Here is a 15,775-nt window from a genome sequence, read left to right as displayed (position 1 = left end):
GCACATATTCAAAAAACATAATCAAATAAAAGAAACACGGGCGCACCCAACCGCGTCGAATTCGAACTCCCATCAGGTTTTCCGAAAACAACAGATAAGGAACGTTTCCAGTGGCAAAATATTTGGTGACCGGCGGTGCGGGATTCATTGGCTCACATATTGCCGAGCGATTGGTCAAACGGGGCGATAAGGTGCGGGTCTACGACAATCTCAGCACGGGGACGACCGAAAACTTCGCGCATCTGGGCGATGCCGTGGAATTCGTCGAAGGGGACCTGCAGGACGTCGACAAGATGGCGGCGGCGGTCGAGGGGATCGATGTGGTGTTTCATCAAGGCGCCTTGGCGTCGGTGCCTCGAAGCATTGACCGTCCGCTTGATACGCACGATGCCTGTGTCACCGGCACGGTGGTTCTGCTCGATAGCTGTCGTAAGGCGGGTGTGCGGCGCGTGGTTTATGCCGCCTCCAGCAGCGCCTACGGAGACTCGCCGATCATGCCCAAAGCCGAGGCGCATTTGCCCGGACCGCTCTCGCCGTATGCCGCTGCGAAACTGGCCGGCGAATTGTATTGCCAAGCCTTCGCCAATTCGTACGACCTGGAGACGGTGCGGATTCGCTACTTCAATGTCTTCGGTCCCCGCCAGGATCCGAACAGTCCGTACTCAGCCGTTATCCCGCTGTTTGTCGCCGCACTGTTGCGCGGCGAACGTCCCACTATTTACGGCGACGGCGAACAATCTCGCGACTTTACGTTTGTCGGCAACGTCGCGGACGCCAACCTATTGGCAGCTGAGGCCGCAGCGGAAAAAGTTTCAGGCAACGTCTACAACGTCGCCTGCGGTGGCAGTTTGAGTGTCAATGACCTCTTGCGGGCCATCTGCGATTCGCTGAATAAACCATTCGATCCGATCTATGCTCCGGCGCGCACGGGAGACGTCAAGAACTCCTGGGCCGACATCTCCGCTGCCCAACGCGATTTAGGCTACAACCCAGAAATCGATTTCGAGACCGGGCTGAAGGAAACAATTGACTACTACGTGAGCTTGGCTACGACAGCCAACGCGTGAGTCGGGCGGGTGTGGTTGGGAGCTGTGGTCGTTCCCTAAATGGTAACGCCCGAAGAAAACATACAGCTGTTAGGGTCGCGCTAATCGGCACGGAAGTCGGGGCGTTGCGCGAAAACATGACTGGGGAAACGCGAGAGGATGCAATAATCCATCATTTGCGTTGCGGATTCTCATCATTCCCACTGCAAAGGGTCGATTCCTAAGGTAAGGTGTTTGTAGGGCGAAACCCCTCACCCCGGCCCTCTCCCAGAAGGAGAGGGGGGATGTGTTGCCTCACTGGCCTGATATTTGTTGTCCTTTGCACAATAGTGGAAGCGGTCCTCCCCGACCGTTGTGAACGATGCCCATCCTTGCCCAAGAACCTGAACTCTATCCGGACAATTTGTTCGATGCGATTCAGGTGGATACTGCGCAGGATCGGCAGTGGTTTGCAGTGCATACGCGTCCGCGCAGTGAGAAGACTCTCGCGCGGCGGCTGGCTCGGGACGACATCTGGTTTCACCTGCCGGTGCAACAGCACCAGTACCGCACCCCCAAGGGGCGCAAGTGCACGTCGTATCTGCCGTTGTTTCCTAGTTATCTGTTCATCTATGGGGATCATACGGACCGGTTTCGCGCGATGCTAACCGACCGCATCATCCGCATTCTGGAAGTTCCCGACGGCGAGCAGTTGACGTTTGATTTGCGTCAAGTGCAGCAGGCACTGGAATCGGGCGCCACCGTGCGTCCGCAATCCAAACTGATTCCCGGCGCGCAGGTCCGCGTGACCAGCGGCCCGTTCGAGAACCTCGAAGGCCGTATCGTCAAACGCCAAACCGGCGACGTGCTGTTAGTCGCCGTGCATTACCTGCAACAGGGCATCACGATTTCGCTGGAAGATTGTCAGATCGAAGCGATTTAACGTTCGCCCGACTTGTCGGACATTGCTGTCGAATTGCCCCGAATTCGCTTCATGGCGTCGCCAGTTTGCTTTATACTGCATCCGCTCGATTCGCTCCGAAACATCGAAAGGATTAGCATGTTTTTCCGCCGCGCTGCGCTCTGCCTGTTGCTTTTGGCTGGCACTTGCTCCATCACCCGTGCGGATGAGAATCCGGGGGATTGGATTTCGGATGATGCGATCATTGTGGTTCGCGTTCGTGAACCGAAGACGTCGATGGCTAAGGTCGTTTCGTTTGTCTATTCGGTTGCACCGATGTATGCGCCGCTGCTCTTGAGCAATGAATCGGATATTCTAGAATTCACGAACAAACCGCTATTCAAAGCAACGGACCTGGATCACGACTTTTGGTGGGCGATGTTTAACGATGAGGCTGGCGAGGCTGTGTCCGCCTTCATCGTGCGAACGCGCGACGATGATGAAGTGATCAATGAGTTAAATGAGTTGATTGCGGACGACGCTTCGGAAAGCGTTTTGAGGCACGGTCGGTACGTGATCGTTGCCACTGCACAACCGACGCTTGACCGAATTCAAAAACGGATTGACGGTCAGGGGACCTCATGGAGGGAGTCGATCTCGCCCGAAGAAAAGAAAACCTTTGAGGTCGGCGATCTGTCCGTCCACGTAAACACTAGGCATGTTTATGCCGTGATCCGAAAAAATGCGGATGATGATGTGGTGGCACATAGAGAGTTTAGGAACTCTCTCACCCAAATGCTTTTTGATGCGTATGACGAAGAGGCCGTTCTGCAGTTCGTCAGCCGTGAAATCTTGGAAAAAGGTGCTGACGCGATTGCGGGCGCCGCTGGCGTAGCAATCAGTGCTACGGTCGATCACAGGGGCATCGAGACCGAAATCTTGATTGACCATGATCTGGATCAAGAGAATGTAAAGCAAGAACCACACGCATTGTCCAATTTTCAGGTGCTCCACCGCATGCCGCCGGACCGCCAATGTTATCTGGCGGGCACTGCGCCGATTCCTAGCCCGGCAGGTTGGTTTCTCAACGTCATCGATGTTGATAGTCATGACGACAAAGATACACCCACGCTAACCGAACAAGGTAAGATCCAACGCCGGTTGAGAAAATTGAAATACGGACAATGGTCCGCCGCATTTTCGTTGCCGACGATCACGTCGCCTGAATTTCGTTTGGACGAGGTCGCTGAAATTGAGAATCCGCAAGCACACCGGCTCATGAACAACAATCTGGCCATCCTGCAAACTCATTTTAAAGAGTTCCGTGAGAAACGGGCCTACGAATTGTTGGATGGCGTCGAACAATTTGGTGATCGCACCGCCGACGTACATCGCGTCACCTACAAAAAATCCGATGAGGAGAATGAGGACAATCACGCGAAAATCTACGGCCGCAACGGTTTAGTCTCTCGTTGTGTGTACGACGACAATTTGTTTGTCAATACGATCGGCGGCGGGAAACAAGCCATGCAGGACGCGCTGCAGCGAACGCACGCAACCGATATCGCCAATTTGCGACCGGGACTCGCCGCGACACGAGCCAAACTCCCGGAAAATGGCAGCTTTATTCTCTTGTTGGATGCGGCAAGTGTATTTGCCTCACTGACCCAATTAGACGTGGGCGTAGCGAACCACGAGGGCAAGCTTGGCGAGATCGTAAATCTGGGCATCAAAATGGCAAAGCCACCCCAGTCATATTGCGGCGTTGCGTTCGCATTGGAGCCGGAACAGGCACGGTTGAAACTGTACGTTCCAATCGAACAGCTCAGAAACTATACCCCCTTTATTTTCATGATGTTCGCAGCTGAATTCCTCTAAGGCCGCAATGTTGCCAAGATAATCGATTCTCCTGCACGGCCATTTTTGATCCAACCACCCGGTTTTCTCGTTACCGTTCTACGCGTCGCGCCGGTATACTCACCTCCAGGCGATAACGCGCGAGAGGTCCGCTTTCGGTCCCCCCGATTTGCCCGTTGGAATACAAGGAAACCTTGCCATGTTACGAAGATGCGCCGCGATCGCCTGTTCGCTTGTTCTTGTCCTCACTTCCGCCGCGGCGGCTGTAGAGAATCCTGCGGAGTTGTTCTCCGACGATGTGTCGTTGATCATCCGTCTGAAAAATCCGCAAGCCACCACGAAAAATGTGGCGGAATTTGCTGACGTCATTGATCCCGGTTTTGGGCAGATGGTCACCGCCAGTGCTCAGGGGCTGGGGCCGATTATTTCTAATCCGACGCTGGCGGGTGTCGATCAGGAAAAAGACTGGTGGGTTGGTGTGTTCGCCTCCGACCAAGGGCAACCGACGCTGGTGTTTGTGATCCCCGCCAAAGACACGCAGGCGATGCAAGAAGCCGTTACCGCCACGGAAGGGGTGACTTTCTTGGCGCACGAGTCGTGGGGAATTTATTCCGCCGATACGTGGACGATGGATAGCGTCCGCGCCTGCATCGACGGCAAAAAGAAGCCACTGGTTGCCAGTGTGGATCAAGCGCTGCGCGAGACCTTCGAGCGGGGCGATCTGTCGGTGTTTCTCCATGTCTCGCAATTGGCGAAAGTCTTCGACGCGGATATTGCCAAGGCCAAAGATGAATTGGCGGCCACTGCGGACAACGCTCCCCCGGGAGCGGAAGCCATGCTGGATATCTACCTGGAATTGTCGCAACCGCTGTTCCAATCGCTGGAAGATGCCACCGGCGCCGTTGTGACGCTCAACGTCAATCAACAAGGGGCCACGCTGGAAGCATTGGGCAAAGTCAAGGAGGGGTCCGAGACGGCCAAGCTTCTCGAAACGGCCCCGTCGGAGAACGCGCTGCTCACAAAGTTACCCAACGGCGGACAAGCGTACTACGCTCTCAGTTCCATCCCCAAGGTGATGCAAGAATGGAGCATCAGGCTGATGGACGTCTCCGCCCAGCTTGCTGACGGGAACGATGAAGAATTAGACAAACTCAAAGAAGTGATGCGGCGGATGGAAAAACTAAAATTGGGTGGGACGGCGGGTATGTTCGTCGTCACTGCCGAAGGAGACCAAGCCGGCGTGCGGACCGCTTCCATTATGGATGTCGCCAAGCCGCAACAGATGCGCTTGCTGACCAAGGAACTGATTGCCGCACAGTCGGGTCTGACAATCAGTGGAGTCGAAACGAACTACGAACTGACCGAAGACGCCGAGACATTCGGTCAATACAAAGCCGATACACTCAAAGTCGAACAGACCTTCGAACAGAACCCGTTCTTCGATCTAGGCCGCATTATGGAAGTGTTCTTTGGCGAAGAGGGAATGTTCAGCCGCACTGTCTATACTGATACGCAGGTCATTCAAGCGATGGGCGGCGGTAAAGAGGCGATGGCAAAAATACTGGAACGCATGGCCCAGGCCGAACCGCCCGCTCTGGGGCCTGAATTGCAGATCACCCGCGATGCGTTGTCCAAAAAAGCAAATCTGATCGGCATGATTGACCTGCCCGGGACGCTCTCACGCGTGGCGCGGTTGATTCTCGATAGCGGCGTTTTTCCGCTTCCCATCGACCCGGACGCTATATCGGTCACTGATTCGACCTCCTTTTTCGGGATTTCACTCGCCACCGAGTCGCAGGGAGCACGCGCCAAAGTGTATCTTCCCGCGGAACAGGCCAAACAAACGTATTTGTTCGGCATGCAGGTCTATGAGGCCTTCCTTGACATGCAGCAACAGCAATTCTAACCCTCCGCACGTAGCAGCCCGCACAACGCAGGTTGCTGCCGTTTCCCTCTCGACCTCACTGGTGAAACCCCATGCAGTCCTGCTTATTATCGCCCCGTCCCGTCAGCCGTCGCCGGGTTTGCGCAATTGTCGTGTTCGTTGGAATTGCGGCAATTCTCCCGGGAAATCTTGGTCAAATCGTGGCCGCCGACCCCGAACCATTGAGTGTCAAGCTGATCATTGACTACAATGACGGGGTTGAGAAGCATTTCACCGCCATCCCCTGGAAAAAAGGGATGACCGTTCTGGATGCGATGCGGTACGCAAAACGCGGGAAGCATGGCATCGATTTCAAGTATTCCGGCAGCGGCGCGACAGCGTTTCTGACGCAGATCGATGACCTAAAAAACGAAGGTGGCGGCGAGGGAAAGAAAAACTGGATCCTACGCGTCAATAAAAAACTGGCGACGGAGAGTTTCGGCGTCTTCAAGTTGAAATCGGGCGACGTCATACGCTGGCAATTCGAGGTTTTTAAGTTATGAGAGCAGACTTAAGCATGCGCGGGGATACAGCAGCCAAAACGGGAGTTTTTCTGGCATTGGTGGGCTTGTGCGCCTTTGTGCGACTGATTCCCCACCCGCCGAATTTCACGCCCGTTGCCTCAGCGGCGCTGTTTGCCGGGTTTTTCTTCAACCGGCGGCTGGTCGCCTGCGCCGTGCCGCTGTTGGCCGTGCTGGTCAGCGACGCGGTCTTAGGGGGGTACTCCCGTTCGGTGATGATCGCTGTTTACGTCGGACACGCCTTTCCTGTGCTGCTGGGCATGTATTTCGCGAATCGCATGACACCCTTGCGGATCGGTGGAAGTGCCGTCATCGCAGCTGTCGTGTTCTTTTTGGGCACAAATCTTGCCGTCTGGTACAACGGAATCCTGTTCGAACGGACCGCCGCCGGGTTGGTCGCCTGTTACACAGCGGCTTTGCCGTTCTTCCAACACACGTTGCTGGGCAACTTGTTCTGGTCAGCCACGATTTTTGGAGCCTATGGAGCCGCCAATTGGCTGGTTTCGCACCTGCAGGAGCGCAATCTGCAACCGGTCACCATTCGCAAAAGGTAATCGGCGGTAAATTCCCGAAATGTCGTCGGCAGGAGGATTGAACAGCGAGGAAACAGTCGCTAAAATCCTGCTGATGTCATACGGAGTCGGTCATTTGCACAGAAATGTGTCAATTGGGGTGAACGTCACCGCAACCTGTGGCCGAAAAATGACATACAGTTTTTTGAGGGGCCGTAGCTCAATTGGTTAGAGTACCGGACTGTCGATCCGGGGGTTGCGGGTTCAAGTCCCGTCGGCCTCGCTACTGAAAGGCTTGCTGCACTTTTGTGCGGTGAGCCTTTTTTTTGTGGACCGTATTGGGATTGACCATTAAGTTGACGTTCTGAGTTCTCGAATTCTTTGGCCATCTGGTCAGCGTTCAACGGAGGTAAAGCCATCGTGTTTGACGACTTGAGGCACTGCGCGATCGACACGAGTCGAAACTGGGACCCTGTTGATCCGGTTCCCGCTCCGTTTAACCAGGAACCTGTTACATTGCCGGATCATTGGACGAGGGAGTCTCGATGCAGGTCGGGATTCCGGCTGAGGCTGGATGACTGTTTTCAACAAGATCATTGGGTGGGCGGACCGGTTCGACATTCGGGAGCAGTTTGCCCACTTTGCGATGAGTCGTTGTTGCTGTTTCTCGACGTCAATCTCCAGCATCCCGAAATGCCTCAGCCGCTTCGCGATGATTTCTCTCCATTTACTCGTCTACCGATTTATTATTGTCCGCGTTGTCCTCCGGGCACGATGTATCGTCTTCTTTGCGACTCGGAAATTCAGACGATCCCGACTGCAGCCCCCGACTACCATTACACAACGGACATAAGTGAAGAAACCCCCTTTATTGGTTATGGCGTCCCCAATGAAATAAAACGACGCCCAGTCGCCCTGGATATGATTCCGGAAGCAATGTACCTTGATTTAGTCCGTCTCCGCGAACACACGTTAGATCACTCCGAACCTGAATCGACGACGGAACACCGCGTTTTGGAGTGGGCGGGATTAGATGATCGATACGATTTACCAATTTCCCAATTTTTTGGCTTCCCACTTTGTACGCAGGGATACTACCTGGAATACTGCCAAAATCGGCATTGCCCCATTTCGTATTGCGGAATCAAGACTGTGTATTCCGATGGACGCGTCGCCGAAGAGATGATGGGCTACCCGGACAATCTCGATCCGATTCGAGTTCAACCATTCGCCTTTTTGGGAATCGATGTGGTCGAAGAATTACGCGAATCCTATACACAAATCCGTGTTCACATTTGTTGGTGCTGTTTGACAATCTATACCTATTACGAATGCACATAGCCGCCAGTACCGGGCGAATTCGCGCAGGGCAAAGACATAAATCCACGTTCCCTGTAATGTCGCCTCATCAGTGGTTACGTTGCCCAACAATCTCCCCCGGCCCATTTCTGCCAGGCATTCCCGAGTGTCGCGGCTGTGTGTCACGGCTAGGTGGCGGCGTTACTCAAAGGGGCCATATCCATAAATGGGTTCTCCGCCGCGGTAAGTGCCATCTTTGATCAGGACCTGCGAATCTTTGCCGCGAATCCAATACTCAGCCTTGGCGAGAGGCTGGTAGATCCAGGGATCGAATGGAAAACCACGGTCGTGGTATCTGTATTCTTTCGCTATGGAGCCATACTGCCCGAAGTAAATCCCGCTGTCGTGGCTGCCCAGCACAAAATACGAGGTGACGTACAACAGCGGAAGCAGCACGAGCAAACGAACGACGCGCCGTCGCCCACGGCCCACGCCGCCCAATAGTGGATCAATACGACCGATACTCGATGCCCCACAACCTATGCAGAGGTCAAATTGCGATGCGTTCTGTCGTTGACAGTTTGGGCAGGTCCACATTTTTGATTTTCCCAACAGAGCTTTGGCGGGCAATCAAATTTGAAAATTGCGGGGTGACTTTTCGGTGGCGCACCTCATTGGGGCCGCAGCTTACGTTAATTGTCCGTTTGCGCTGCCGTCAAATCAAGACGAATTCACCGTTGCCCAACAATCTCCCTCAACCAATTTCTGCCAGGCATTTCCCGAGAATTGGACGCGCGGAAGTGCGTAGCGTATCAATGCAAACAGTGGTGCCGTTTTGTAGCGGTACCACTGTTTTTCGAACCTGTCGTGTTGTGTCTCGTCGCTCCCCTATGGGTTCGCTTGAGATTGTTGTTTATCGTCCTGCTTCAGTCGCACGAGCAGCCATTGTTCGGTGCGGTCGGCTCCATAGTGCACTAGGCAGGGGGCTTCGTCTTTGGTCAGGTTGTATAGACCAGTTTCGAAGACCGTTGTGTCCGCGTCGCCGATAGTGAATGCGACGCGTTGCGTTTTTTTGTCGACCGAACCATGCACGGTTTGCGTGCTGTGGCTGGCGCTGTCTGTGTAGTTTCCGCGCAGAATGCCTTGCTTGTTGACGGCAAGCTGCAAAACCAAGTCGGATGTTTTTTGGCCCTGTTTACACATGGCGAAGACACCCAGCGGCAACCAGTCGCCATCTTTCGGAGCGTCTGCTTGGGTACCGGTTTGGGCCAGTTGTTCGGCTTCGTCGTAGTATTGCTCCGACGTGCCGACATCTTGCCCGTTTACATAGACGCTATTGTCTTGGTAGGTAACGTTATTGCCGTAGTCGTAATAGACCGGCTGGGTTGCTCCGTATCCAAACCAGCTGCCCATGGAATCCCAAGTGCAAATGGCCCAGGCTGTTCCCGCGCCCCATGCGGCGGCACGCCATGCGTTGGGGTAACGTGCATACCAACCACGACCGTAGTAGTTCCAATGATAGAAGTTGCCACGTACGCCTGCGGCCACGGCATAACGGCCCGAGGGCGAGACAGCTACGAAGCCGCGTGCGTATCCATGCGGCCCTACTACCGCACCACGCGCGGCAAATCCACCATTCGGTCCACGGACTGCACCACCGGCAGCAGCGCGACCGTTTGGTCCGACAACGACTCCCCGCCCGGCAGCTCCCCCCCCGGCGCCCTTGACTCCCCGTCCAGCAGCGACGCCACCGTTCGGTCCGACGGCACCGCCAACATATCTTGTATTGCCGGCCGGTCCGGTGATCGATGCACCGGCAGCTTTTCCGCCCCGTGGGCCTTGGTAAGTCTTCGTGTTGATATTGTAGTCGCTGCTGAGACTTCCGCGGTTCACATTCGTGTTTCTGTTGATATTCGTATTTCGGTTCACGTTGGTGTTGCGATTTATGTTGGTGTTCCGGTTCACGTTGCCGTTACTCAGACCATGCAGTCCGCTATCGGAGGGCAGGCCGAGGAAAGAGTTGAGTTGGCCACGGGCTGGACCGGATCCGGAGAACCGGTCGCCAAAACCATCTTGCGAGAAACGACCACCACCGGCTCCGCCACCGAAGCGTCCGCCACCGGCTCCCCCAGCACCGGCACCACCGAAACGGCCTTCGGCACCACCGGTTCCCGCACCACCGAAGCGACCGCCGGCTCCAGCACCGCCGCCGAGACCTTGACCGCCGCCAAATCGATCGCCGCCGCCTAAGCCGCTAGCCCCTCCGAAGCGATTGCCGCTGCCTCCTCCAAATCGGTCGCCGCCGCCTAAACCGCTGGCCCCGCCGCCGAATCGATTCCCACCGCCGGCACTTCCGAAGCGATCACCACCGCCAAAGCCACCTCCTCCGCCTCCAAAGCGACTAGCACCACCTCCGCTAAATCCACCTCCACCAAATCGACCACCGCCACCGCCGCCAAATCGGCCTCCCCCACCGCCACCGAATCGGCCGCCGCCGCCGAATCCGCGGGTCCAACCTTCACTCACCGACACTGTTAGCAGCAATCCAGCGACCACGGCCAATGCTAGGCAACGTTTCATGATTTCTCTCTCCGCATCAATATGTAAAATGTATGTATGAATGTTTTCAGTGGCGAACCATTTGCCCGGTTCGATTATTTCGCCGTGACACGTCGGAGGATCACTTCACCGGTATCGGGCAGTTCTGTACCGCCCGCACTGCGGCTGATGGATTGCCAGACATAAGCGCCGTCGTCGAGCGGCACCAACAGGTTGATTGCTGAAGTGCTTTCTCCGCCGCCTGATATTCCATGGACTTCCGATTGCCAGCCGTTTTTGAGCGGAGACCAAACACCGACGGCATGTCCGCCGTCGGAATGGAAGTGCCAGGATTGAATGTGTCCGGATTGCGGGTTGTAGCCGATGATCTCCACGCCGGAATTCGACGATTTGTCGGGATGAGTCACCGTGTAGCGGCGTTCGACAAAGCTTTTGTTGGCAATCCAGCGGCAAACGAATTCGGCCTTCACGCCATGTTCTTCAGCCGTCCAGGTGCCGATGAGCCAGTCCAGATCGGCCAAATTGCGGTAGGCCGAAGCGGTTTCGACACGTACGTCGCGCACGGTCGACATCAACCATTTTCCGTCCACCTTGACGTGAACCGTTGTGTACTTGCTGATTGCCGGTGCGCCGGCGGGTAGCGGCTCAAGGATGATGCGACCATCCTCGATTGCCGCATCGGGGCTGAGCAGTCGTAGCGAATCGATCGCCAACTTCATTTTGACGTCTTTGTGCTGCTTAAAGAACGCACGGTATTCCTGTTCGATTGCCGCGCGCCCCTCGAAAACTTGGCCACTCTCGTCGATGTAATCACCGTTCTTTGTCCAGAGTGCCGCCAGCGCCTTGGCTTTTTTGTGATTGAAGGCGGCTACGAATTTAGTGGCGGCCTGACGAATCGCCTCCAGTTCGTTCTCAGCAGAGTCATCACCGTCGTAGTTTTCGACAGCGGCAGGTTGCTTTTTGGCATCATTGTCCGGCGAGCTCTCTTGTGCGGTCACCTGAGAGCAGCCAATGCTCAATAAAACGGGGAACATGAACAGTGGGACCATCGCTTGCGTTTTTTTCATGGGAGCGTCCTCAAGAATGGAAATCGTCGACAATAGATAGCCGTAGCAATCAAAAGCGCCGGCCCCAGGGCCAGAAGCAGGTGCAGGGAAGAGCATTCCAGCGTGGATCATGCCGCTCAGTTCGTATTTTTATGGCGCAAAATCATCCAGCGTACTCCAGTTGCCCGAAAATGAGTATAGTTCAGCCTATGGGCCCATGCAATAAAATGTCCGCGGCTGCGCGGTCTTGGAGATCTTGATGCGTCGCGGGAATGGATTGCATTTCTGCGCGAGGGATTTGGCCGATAGGACCGGTCCAGAAACGCTGTTCTCTTTCATTAACGCTTGTGTCGATCGTGGGGTTAAACCCCAAAATTCCGCTACTCCGACACAGAGCGAAAGCTGTCCGATCCGGGAGTTTTTCCCAGCATCGCTCTCAATACGCCGGTACAATTACGACAGTTTTCGCGAGAGCGCCCACTCGATTATTGCGGACGAAGTGTTATACTTCCACCAATTATTGGATACACACGTTGCCTGGAGACAAGACGCATGGCGAAGAATAAACAGCAGAAAAAGAAGGAACGCGAGCGGCGGGTTGCACAGAAAAAGCTAGCGACCCAAAAGCGGCAGCGGGAGAAGGCCAGCGATGAGACGGAATCGACAACGCCCAAGACGAAACGTGTCTTTTCCAGCGCCCCACCGGCCAAAAAACAGCCCGCCGTTTCCCAAAAGAAAACCACGTTCACGCAGCGGCGCAGTGGCGGCTAGTGCCGTCCCGCGCTCCGGGCATTGGTCAACAGTGTGAAATCACGGGTGAGAGGAGTCGTGCTCATTGGAGTGCGATTTGCGACGCCGCGTCTTACCAACAATCCACCAGATAATGATCAAGACCATCGAGCCGGCGAATGCGGAGACGAGGTCTTGAAAGCTGACGTTGAGTTCTCCGAGTGCGAGGTTGATATTCAAAACTTTGAAAAGCCCGCCGCCAATCAATGCTCCCGCCAGTCCCACTCCCAAGTTGGTCCAGCGGCCCAGGCCTTCTTTTTTGAAGGTGACGAGCATTCCCGCTAATGAGCCGGCCAATGCCCCCACAATGAGCCAGACCACGATTTGGGCGAGTTCAAATTTCATGTGCGGATCCTCTGTCGGTTAGCGGAGCGGATGACGTTCGATAAGCGATCATTTCACACGCAACGTCTATAGCTGTCAACTGTAGCATCATGAACGCAATGGCTGCTGTTTCTGGCCATTCGTTCAAGAGAGTTATTCGCGTGCCTGCAAGATTCTACCGCAGCTATTTCAGCGCGAGTCGCTAACGAGGTTTGCTCGGCATGTGTCCCATGACGGCGTCCGCACGCGAGGCATGATTGGGAAAGCGATCGCCAAGTCCCATGCGGCGGAGTACGCTATGGTTGTCGTCCGATAAACAACACAGCCGCAAGGTGCCCCCTTCCAGATTGGCTCGTTTATGCAGCAAGATGAGCTGGCCAATCAAATAGCTGGTCATCCAGACGGGGCTGGCGACTTCAAGGATGAATTGCTGGATCTGTTGCTGCTCCCCGATACTCCACAGCGATTCAGCGAGGGGAGGCAGGACGCTCTCGGTGCCGATTTTTTCGATCCGCACAAAGATCCAATCGGTGCTGTGATCAACCTGCAATTGCCAACCGGTTGCCAATTCCAACATGTCTGTCGCCTCCTGGTTGTTCGAAGACGGTAAACGAGCGCTTTCTCCGTTTATTTTACGGTACCGCTTCGGCGATCGGGTCGCAAGCAAAATCCGTCACCGATCACTGAAGTGTCGAGTGACGGACTAAAATGTCCGTCATAGCTTCGCCAGACGTTCCAGGCTGGAATTCACTGTCGAACTTGCTATCGTCAAGATCACTAAAACGTGACTTTGACCAGCAAAAAAAGGATTGTCAGCCGTGGATGTTTTCCTCCCTTTTGTTTCACTGGTGTTCCTCAGCGCGGGATTGGGGATCGATAACGGGCTATTGATCGAGTTTTCGCTCAAAACACTCAATTTGGAGCCGCGTAAACATCTGATCTGGCGCTCCGTCGCGCTGGTGATGGCGGCGCTATTACGGATTGTGTTCTTATTCAGCTTATCCCGGCTGTCGTTTTTGGAACGCCCGCTGCCCGACTATGCTTGGCTACCCAACCGCTGGTTCAGCGCACATCTCGATGAACTGACCTGGATGAGCCTTGTGCTATTCGCCGGTGGGTTGATCATTCTCATCATGGCCCTCTGGGAGTACTACCACAAACTCCGTCTCGAAATTGATGGCCCAGATCATGGGGAGACAGCGACTGAAACCGGCACGGGGCGCATGCTCGCGGTTGTGTTTTATTTGGCGAGCATGAACATCCTATTCAGCCTGGACTCGGTGTTTGCCGCCGTGGCGATCATGGATCTCAACACGCAATTCGGCTGGATGGTGGCGGCCATACTGATAGCTTCGTTGGTCATGGTGTTCGGCATGATCCCGATCAGCGCCATCATCGCCAAGAACAAACACTTTGGCGTATTGATGCTGTCGATCCTGGCCGTGATTGCGACCAAGCTACTCGTCGACGGCACAGGCGCGCACTTTTCCAACGGTCTGCTGATATTTATTATCGGGATCTTGTTACTCAACGACGCAGCGCAAGCGGTGATTGACCGTGCAGCCGCGAAACGGAAATTGCGATTGGCTGCGCAGCAGAAGTAGTGCACAGGAATCTCGCGTATCACGCGAATGCTTTTTGTACCGACGTCCGCATTTTTTCCAGGCCGGTTTGGGCGACGGTTAGCGCGTCTTGCTTCCAGTATTCGCGGTTGAATAATTCCAACGAGAGCGTGCCGCGGAAGCCGGAGTTGTAGATGGTTTGGTAAATCTCCGTCAGCGGGGCGACGCCATCGCCCGGGTAGACGCGGTGCGAATCGTTGATCGTTTCGCGAGGCGGGTCTGCTGGGTAGTCGTTGGCGTGGAACACGTGAATCGAATTGCCGGCCACCATCTGCAGACCGTCGAATTCCGATCCCCCTTTGTAAACGTGATACACGTCCGGCAACAGACAGGCGTGCGGATGGCCGCTTTCGATGGCGACGAAAACTGCTTCGCCTAATCGCGCGAGTGATTTGGAAAAGCCCCAGACCTCGACCTGCGGGACGACTCCCATTTGGTCGCCCAGCTCCAACAACGCTCGGTACCGCTGGGCTGCTTTGAACAGATCCAGGTCAGCTTGGTCCGTCGCGCCGGCGGGGGGAGCAGCAATGCGGGTGCCACCGATTTGTGCCAGTGCATCCATGTTGCGTTTGGCCTCTTCTAACGCTTGAGCACGTTTCGCATCGTCGTCGACGATCCAGTTGGAAAAGGCGATTGCGCTATCGACTGTCAGTCCCAAATCGGAAATGCGTTTACCGAGGTCCTTGAGTGAGCCGCCCTCTTTCACGTAAGCATCGATTTTACGCGACCAAGGTTCGACACCGTCGTAACCTGCTTTGGCAGCCGTTTCGATTTCCTCGACCAACGTCAAGTTTTGACCGCGAATCGTGCCCATGTTCAGGCAATACCGAAACGGTTCGGACTTCGGCCGAGCCTCGGCATCCGCAGCAGGCGTCGGACTGGGGGCAGCCAGCATCAACCCGGCCCCAGCAGCCGCCATGGAAGAGGTCAGTAATGAGCGTCGCGAAATGTTGTCGGTCATGGTGGCAGTTTCTTTGTAAGTTTGGCGGGAATGTCTTTGCCGGGAGTGCTTCAAGCGGCTACTTCTTATTGTAAACAAAAACCGCAGCTGGACAGAATCTCCCCCGGTTTTTTTTCTATGGCTTAGTCGTGCGAAGAGATTTTACCTCGCTCAACTATGACCGTAGGGGGCCAATTAGTCGTGTTTTTGAAAAAGCCTCACGCAAAGTCGCAAAAGCCGCAAAGGAGGACGCAGGGAAACTAATGTTTCAATGTTGCCAGTGTGGCAGGGAAAATGTCATTCCTGAAAATCTTGTAGTGCGTTGGACGAGTTCTACGGAGGGCGACACCAACTGGTTCGATGCGGCAAATTTCTTGGCGGATTTTGCGACTTTGCGTGAGGCTTTTTTTGAATCGCAGGAGTCGTTTGCGGGGCGAGGATCGTTGACGATGGATG

General features: G+C 55.0%; 17 protein-coding genes and 1 tRNA gene. 11 read left to right on the top strand and 7 right to left on the bottom strand.

The window, feature by feature from the left end; translation table 11 throughout:
* Window positions 1–110 precede the first annotated feature (110 nt).
* The 8 genes from CA54_RS02815 to CA54_RS02780 all read left to right on the top strand — a co-directional run bounded on the left by CA54_RS02815 (window position 111) and on the right by CA54_RS02780 (window position 8,081).
* Complete coding sequence (locus CA54_RS02815) at window positions 111–1,067, top strand: SDR family oxidoreductase (RefSeq protein ID WP_146369345.1); 957 nt, start codon at window positions 111–113, stop codon at window positions 1,065–1,067.
* 340 nt (window positions 1,068–1,407) lie between these two features.
* A complete protein-coding gene (nusG, locus tag CA54_RS02810; protein WP_146369344.1) occupies window positions 1,408–1,968 on the top strand; it encodes a transcription termination/antitermination protein NusG in 561 nt (186 codons plus the stop codon).
* A gap of 117 nt (window positions 1,969–2,085) precedes the next feature.
* Window positions 2,086–3,804, top strand: a complete 1,719-nt coding sequence (locus tag CA54_RS02805) for a hypothetical protein (RefSeq protein WP_146369343.1) — start codon at window positions 2,086–2,088, stop codon at window positions 3,802–3,804.
* A 178-nt stretch (window positions 3,805–3,982) separates the two neighbouring features.
* Complete coding sequence (locus CA54_RS02800; RefSeq protein WP_146369342.1) at window positions 3,983–5,689, top strand: hypothetical protein; 1,707 nt, start codon at window positions 3,983–3,985, stop codon at window positions 5,687–5,689.
* A gap of 71 nt (window positions 5,690–5,760) precedes the next feature.
* Window positions 5,761–6,210, top strand: coding sequence for a DUF4430 domain-containing protein (locus CA54_RS02795; protein ID WP_146369341.1), 450 nt, complete (start codon window positions 5,761–5,763; stop codon window positions 6,208–6,210).
* Window positions 6,207–6,782 carry a DUF6580 family putative transport protein gene (locus CA54_RS02790; RefSeq protein WP_146369340.1) on the top strand — a complete coding sequence of 192 codons (576 nt, stop codon included), beginning with the start codon at window positions 6,207–6,209 and terminating at the stop codon, window positions 6,780–6,782. The genes CA54_RS02795 and CA54_RS02790 overlap by 4 nt, the downstream gene beginning before the upstream one ends.
* 167 nt (window positions 6,783–6,949) lie before the next feature.
* Window positions 6,950–7,023, top strand: a tRNA-Asp gene (locus CA54_RS02785).
* A gap of 491 nt (window positions 7,024–7,514) precedes the next feature.
* Window positions 7,515–8,081 carry a hypothetical protein gene (locus CA54_RS02780; RefSeq protein ID WP_146369339.1) on the top strand — a complete coding sequence of 189 codons (567 nt, stop codon included), beginning with the start codon at window positions 7,515–7,517 and terminating at the stop codon, window positions 8,079–8,081.
* A gap of 159 nt (window positions 8,082–8,240) precedes the next feature.
* Here the strand turns inward: CA54_RS02780 and CA54_RS02775 are convergent, their stop codons facing one another.
* Entirely contained in the window at window positions 8,241–8,636 is a 396-nt protein-coding gene (locus CA54_RS02775; RefSeq protein WP_146369338.1) for a hypothetical protein, read from the bottom strand.
* A gap of 291 nt (window positions 8,637–8,927) precedes the next feature.
* Window positions 8,928–9,932: a hypothetical protein gene (locus tag CA54_RS02770; RefSeq protein WP_146369337.1), complete on the bottom strand. Its 1,005-nt coding sequence runs from the start codon at window positions 9,930–9,932 to the stop codon at window positions 8,928–8,930.
* A gap of 90 nt (window positions 9,933–10,022) precedes the next feature.
* On the opposite strand from CA54_RS02770, the gene CA54_RS02765 reads away from it, so the two are divergent.
* A complete protein-coding gene (locus CA54_RS02765) occupies window positions 10,023–10,289 on the top strand; it encodes a hypothetical protein (RefSeq protein WP_146369336.1) in 267 nt (88 codons plus the stop codon).
* Window positions 10,290–10,345: 56 nt separating this feature from the next.
* Here the strand turns inward: CA54_RS02765 and CA54_RS29105 are convergent, their stop codons facing one another.
* Entirely contained in the window at window positions 10,346–10,561 is a 216-nt protein-coding gene (locus CA54_RS29105; protein WP_197532162.1) for a hypothetical protein, read from the bottom strand.
* Window positions 10,562–10,693: 132 nt separating this feature from the next.
* Entirely contained in the window at window positions 10,694–11,665 is a 972-nt protein-coding gene (locus CA54_RS02755; protein WP_197532161.1) for a YybH family protein, read from the bottom strand.
* A 531-nt stretch (window positions 11,666–12,196) separates the two neighbouring features.
* On the opposite strand from CA54_RS02755, the gene CA54_RS02750 reads away from it, so the two are divergent.
* Window positions 12,197–12,415 (top strand): hypothetical protein, encoded by a 219-nt coding sequence (locus CA54_RS02750; RefSeq protein ID WP_146369334.1) that lies wholly within the window; start codon window positions 12,197–12,199, stop codon window positions 12,413–12,415.
* A 39-nt stretch (window positions 12,416–12,454) separates the two neighbouring features.
* Here CA54_RS02750 and CA54_RS02745 read toward each other — a convergent pair whose 3' ends face one another.
* The gene (locus tag CA54_RS02745; RefSeq protein WP_146369333.1) at window positions 12,455–12,778 is read right to left on the bottom strand and encodes a GlsB/YeaQ/YmgE family stress response membrane protein; all 324 of its coding nucleotides are present in this window, start codon (window positions 12,776–12,778) and stop codon (window positions 12,455–12,457) included.
* A gap of 181 nt (window positions 12,779–12,959) precedes the next feature.
* Window positions 12,960–13,334, bottom strand: coding sequence for a hypothetical protein (locus CA54_RS02740; protein ID WP_146369332.1), 375 nt, complete (start codon window positions 13,332–13,334; stop codon window positions 12,960–12,962).
* 241 nt (window positions 13,335–13,575) lie between these two features.
* On the opposite strand from CA54_RS02740, the gene CA54_RS02735 reads away from it, so the two are divergent.
* On the top strand, window positions 13,576–14,361 hold the full coding sequence (locus CA54_RS02735; RefSeq protein ID WP_197532160.1) for a TerC family protein: 786 nt from the start codon (window positions 13,576–13,578) through the stop codon (window positions 14,359–14,361).
* 19 nt (window positions 14,362–14,380) lie between these two features.
* Here the strand turns inward: CA54_RS02735 and CA54_RS02730 are convergent, their stop codons facing one another.
* Window positions 14,381–15,340 (bottom strand): sugar phosphate isomerase/epimerase family protein, encoded by a 960-nt coding sequence (locus tag CA54_RS02730; protein WP_146369330.1) that lies wholly within the window; start codon window positions 15,338–15,340, stop codon window positions 14,381–14,383.
* Window positions 15,341–15,775 lie beyond the last annotated feature (435 nt).

The organism is Symmachiella macrocystis, assembly GCF_007860075.1.
Classification (GTDB): Bacteria; Planctomycetota; Planctomycetia; order Planctomycetales; family Planctomycetaceae; genus Symmachiella; species Symmachiella macrocystis.
The sequence above is the reverse complement of the archived record's forward strand: the minus strand, read 5'-3'. Positions and strand labels throughout refer to the sequence as shown.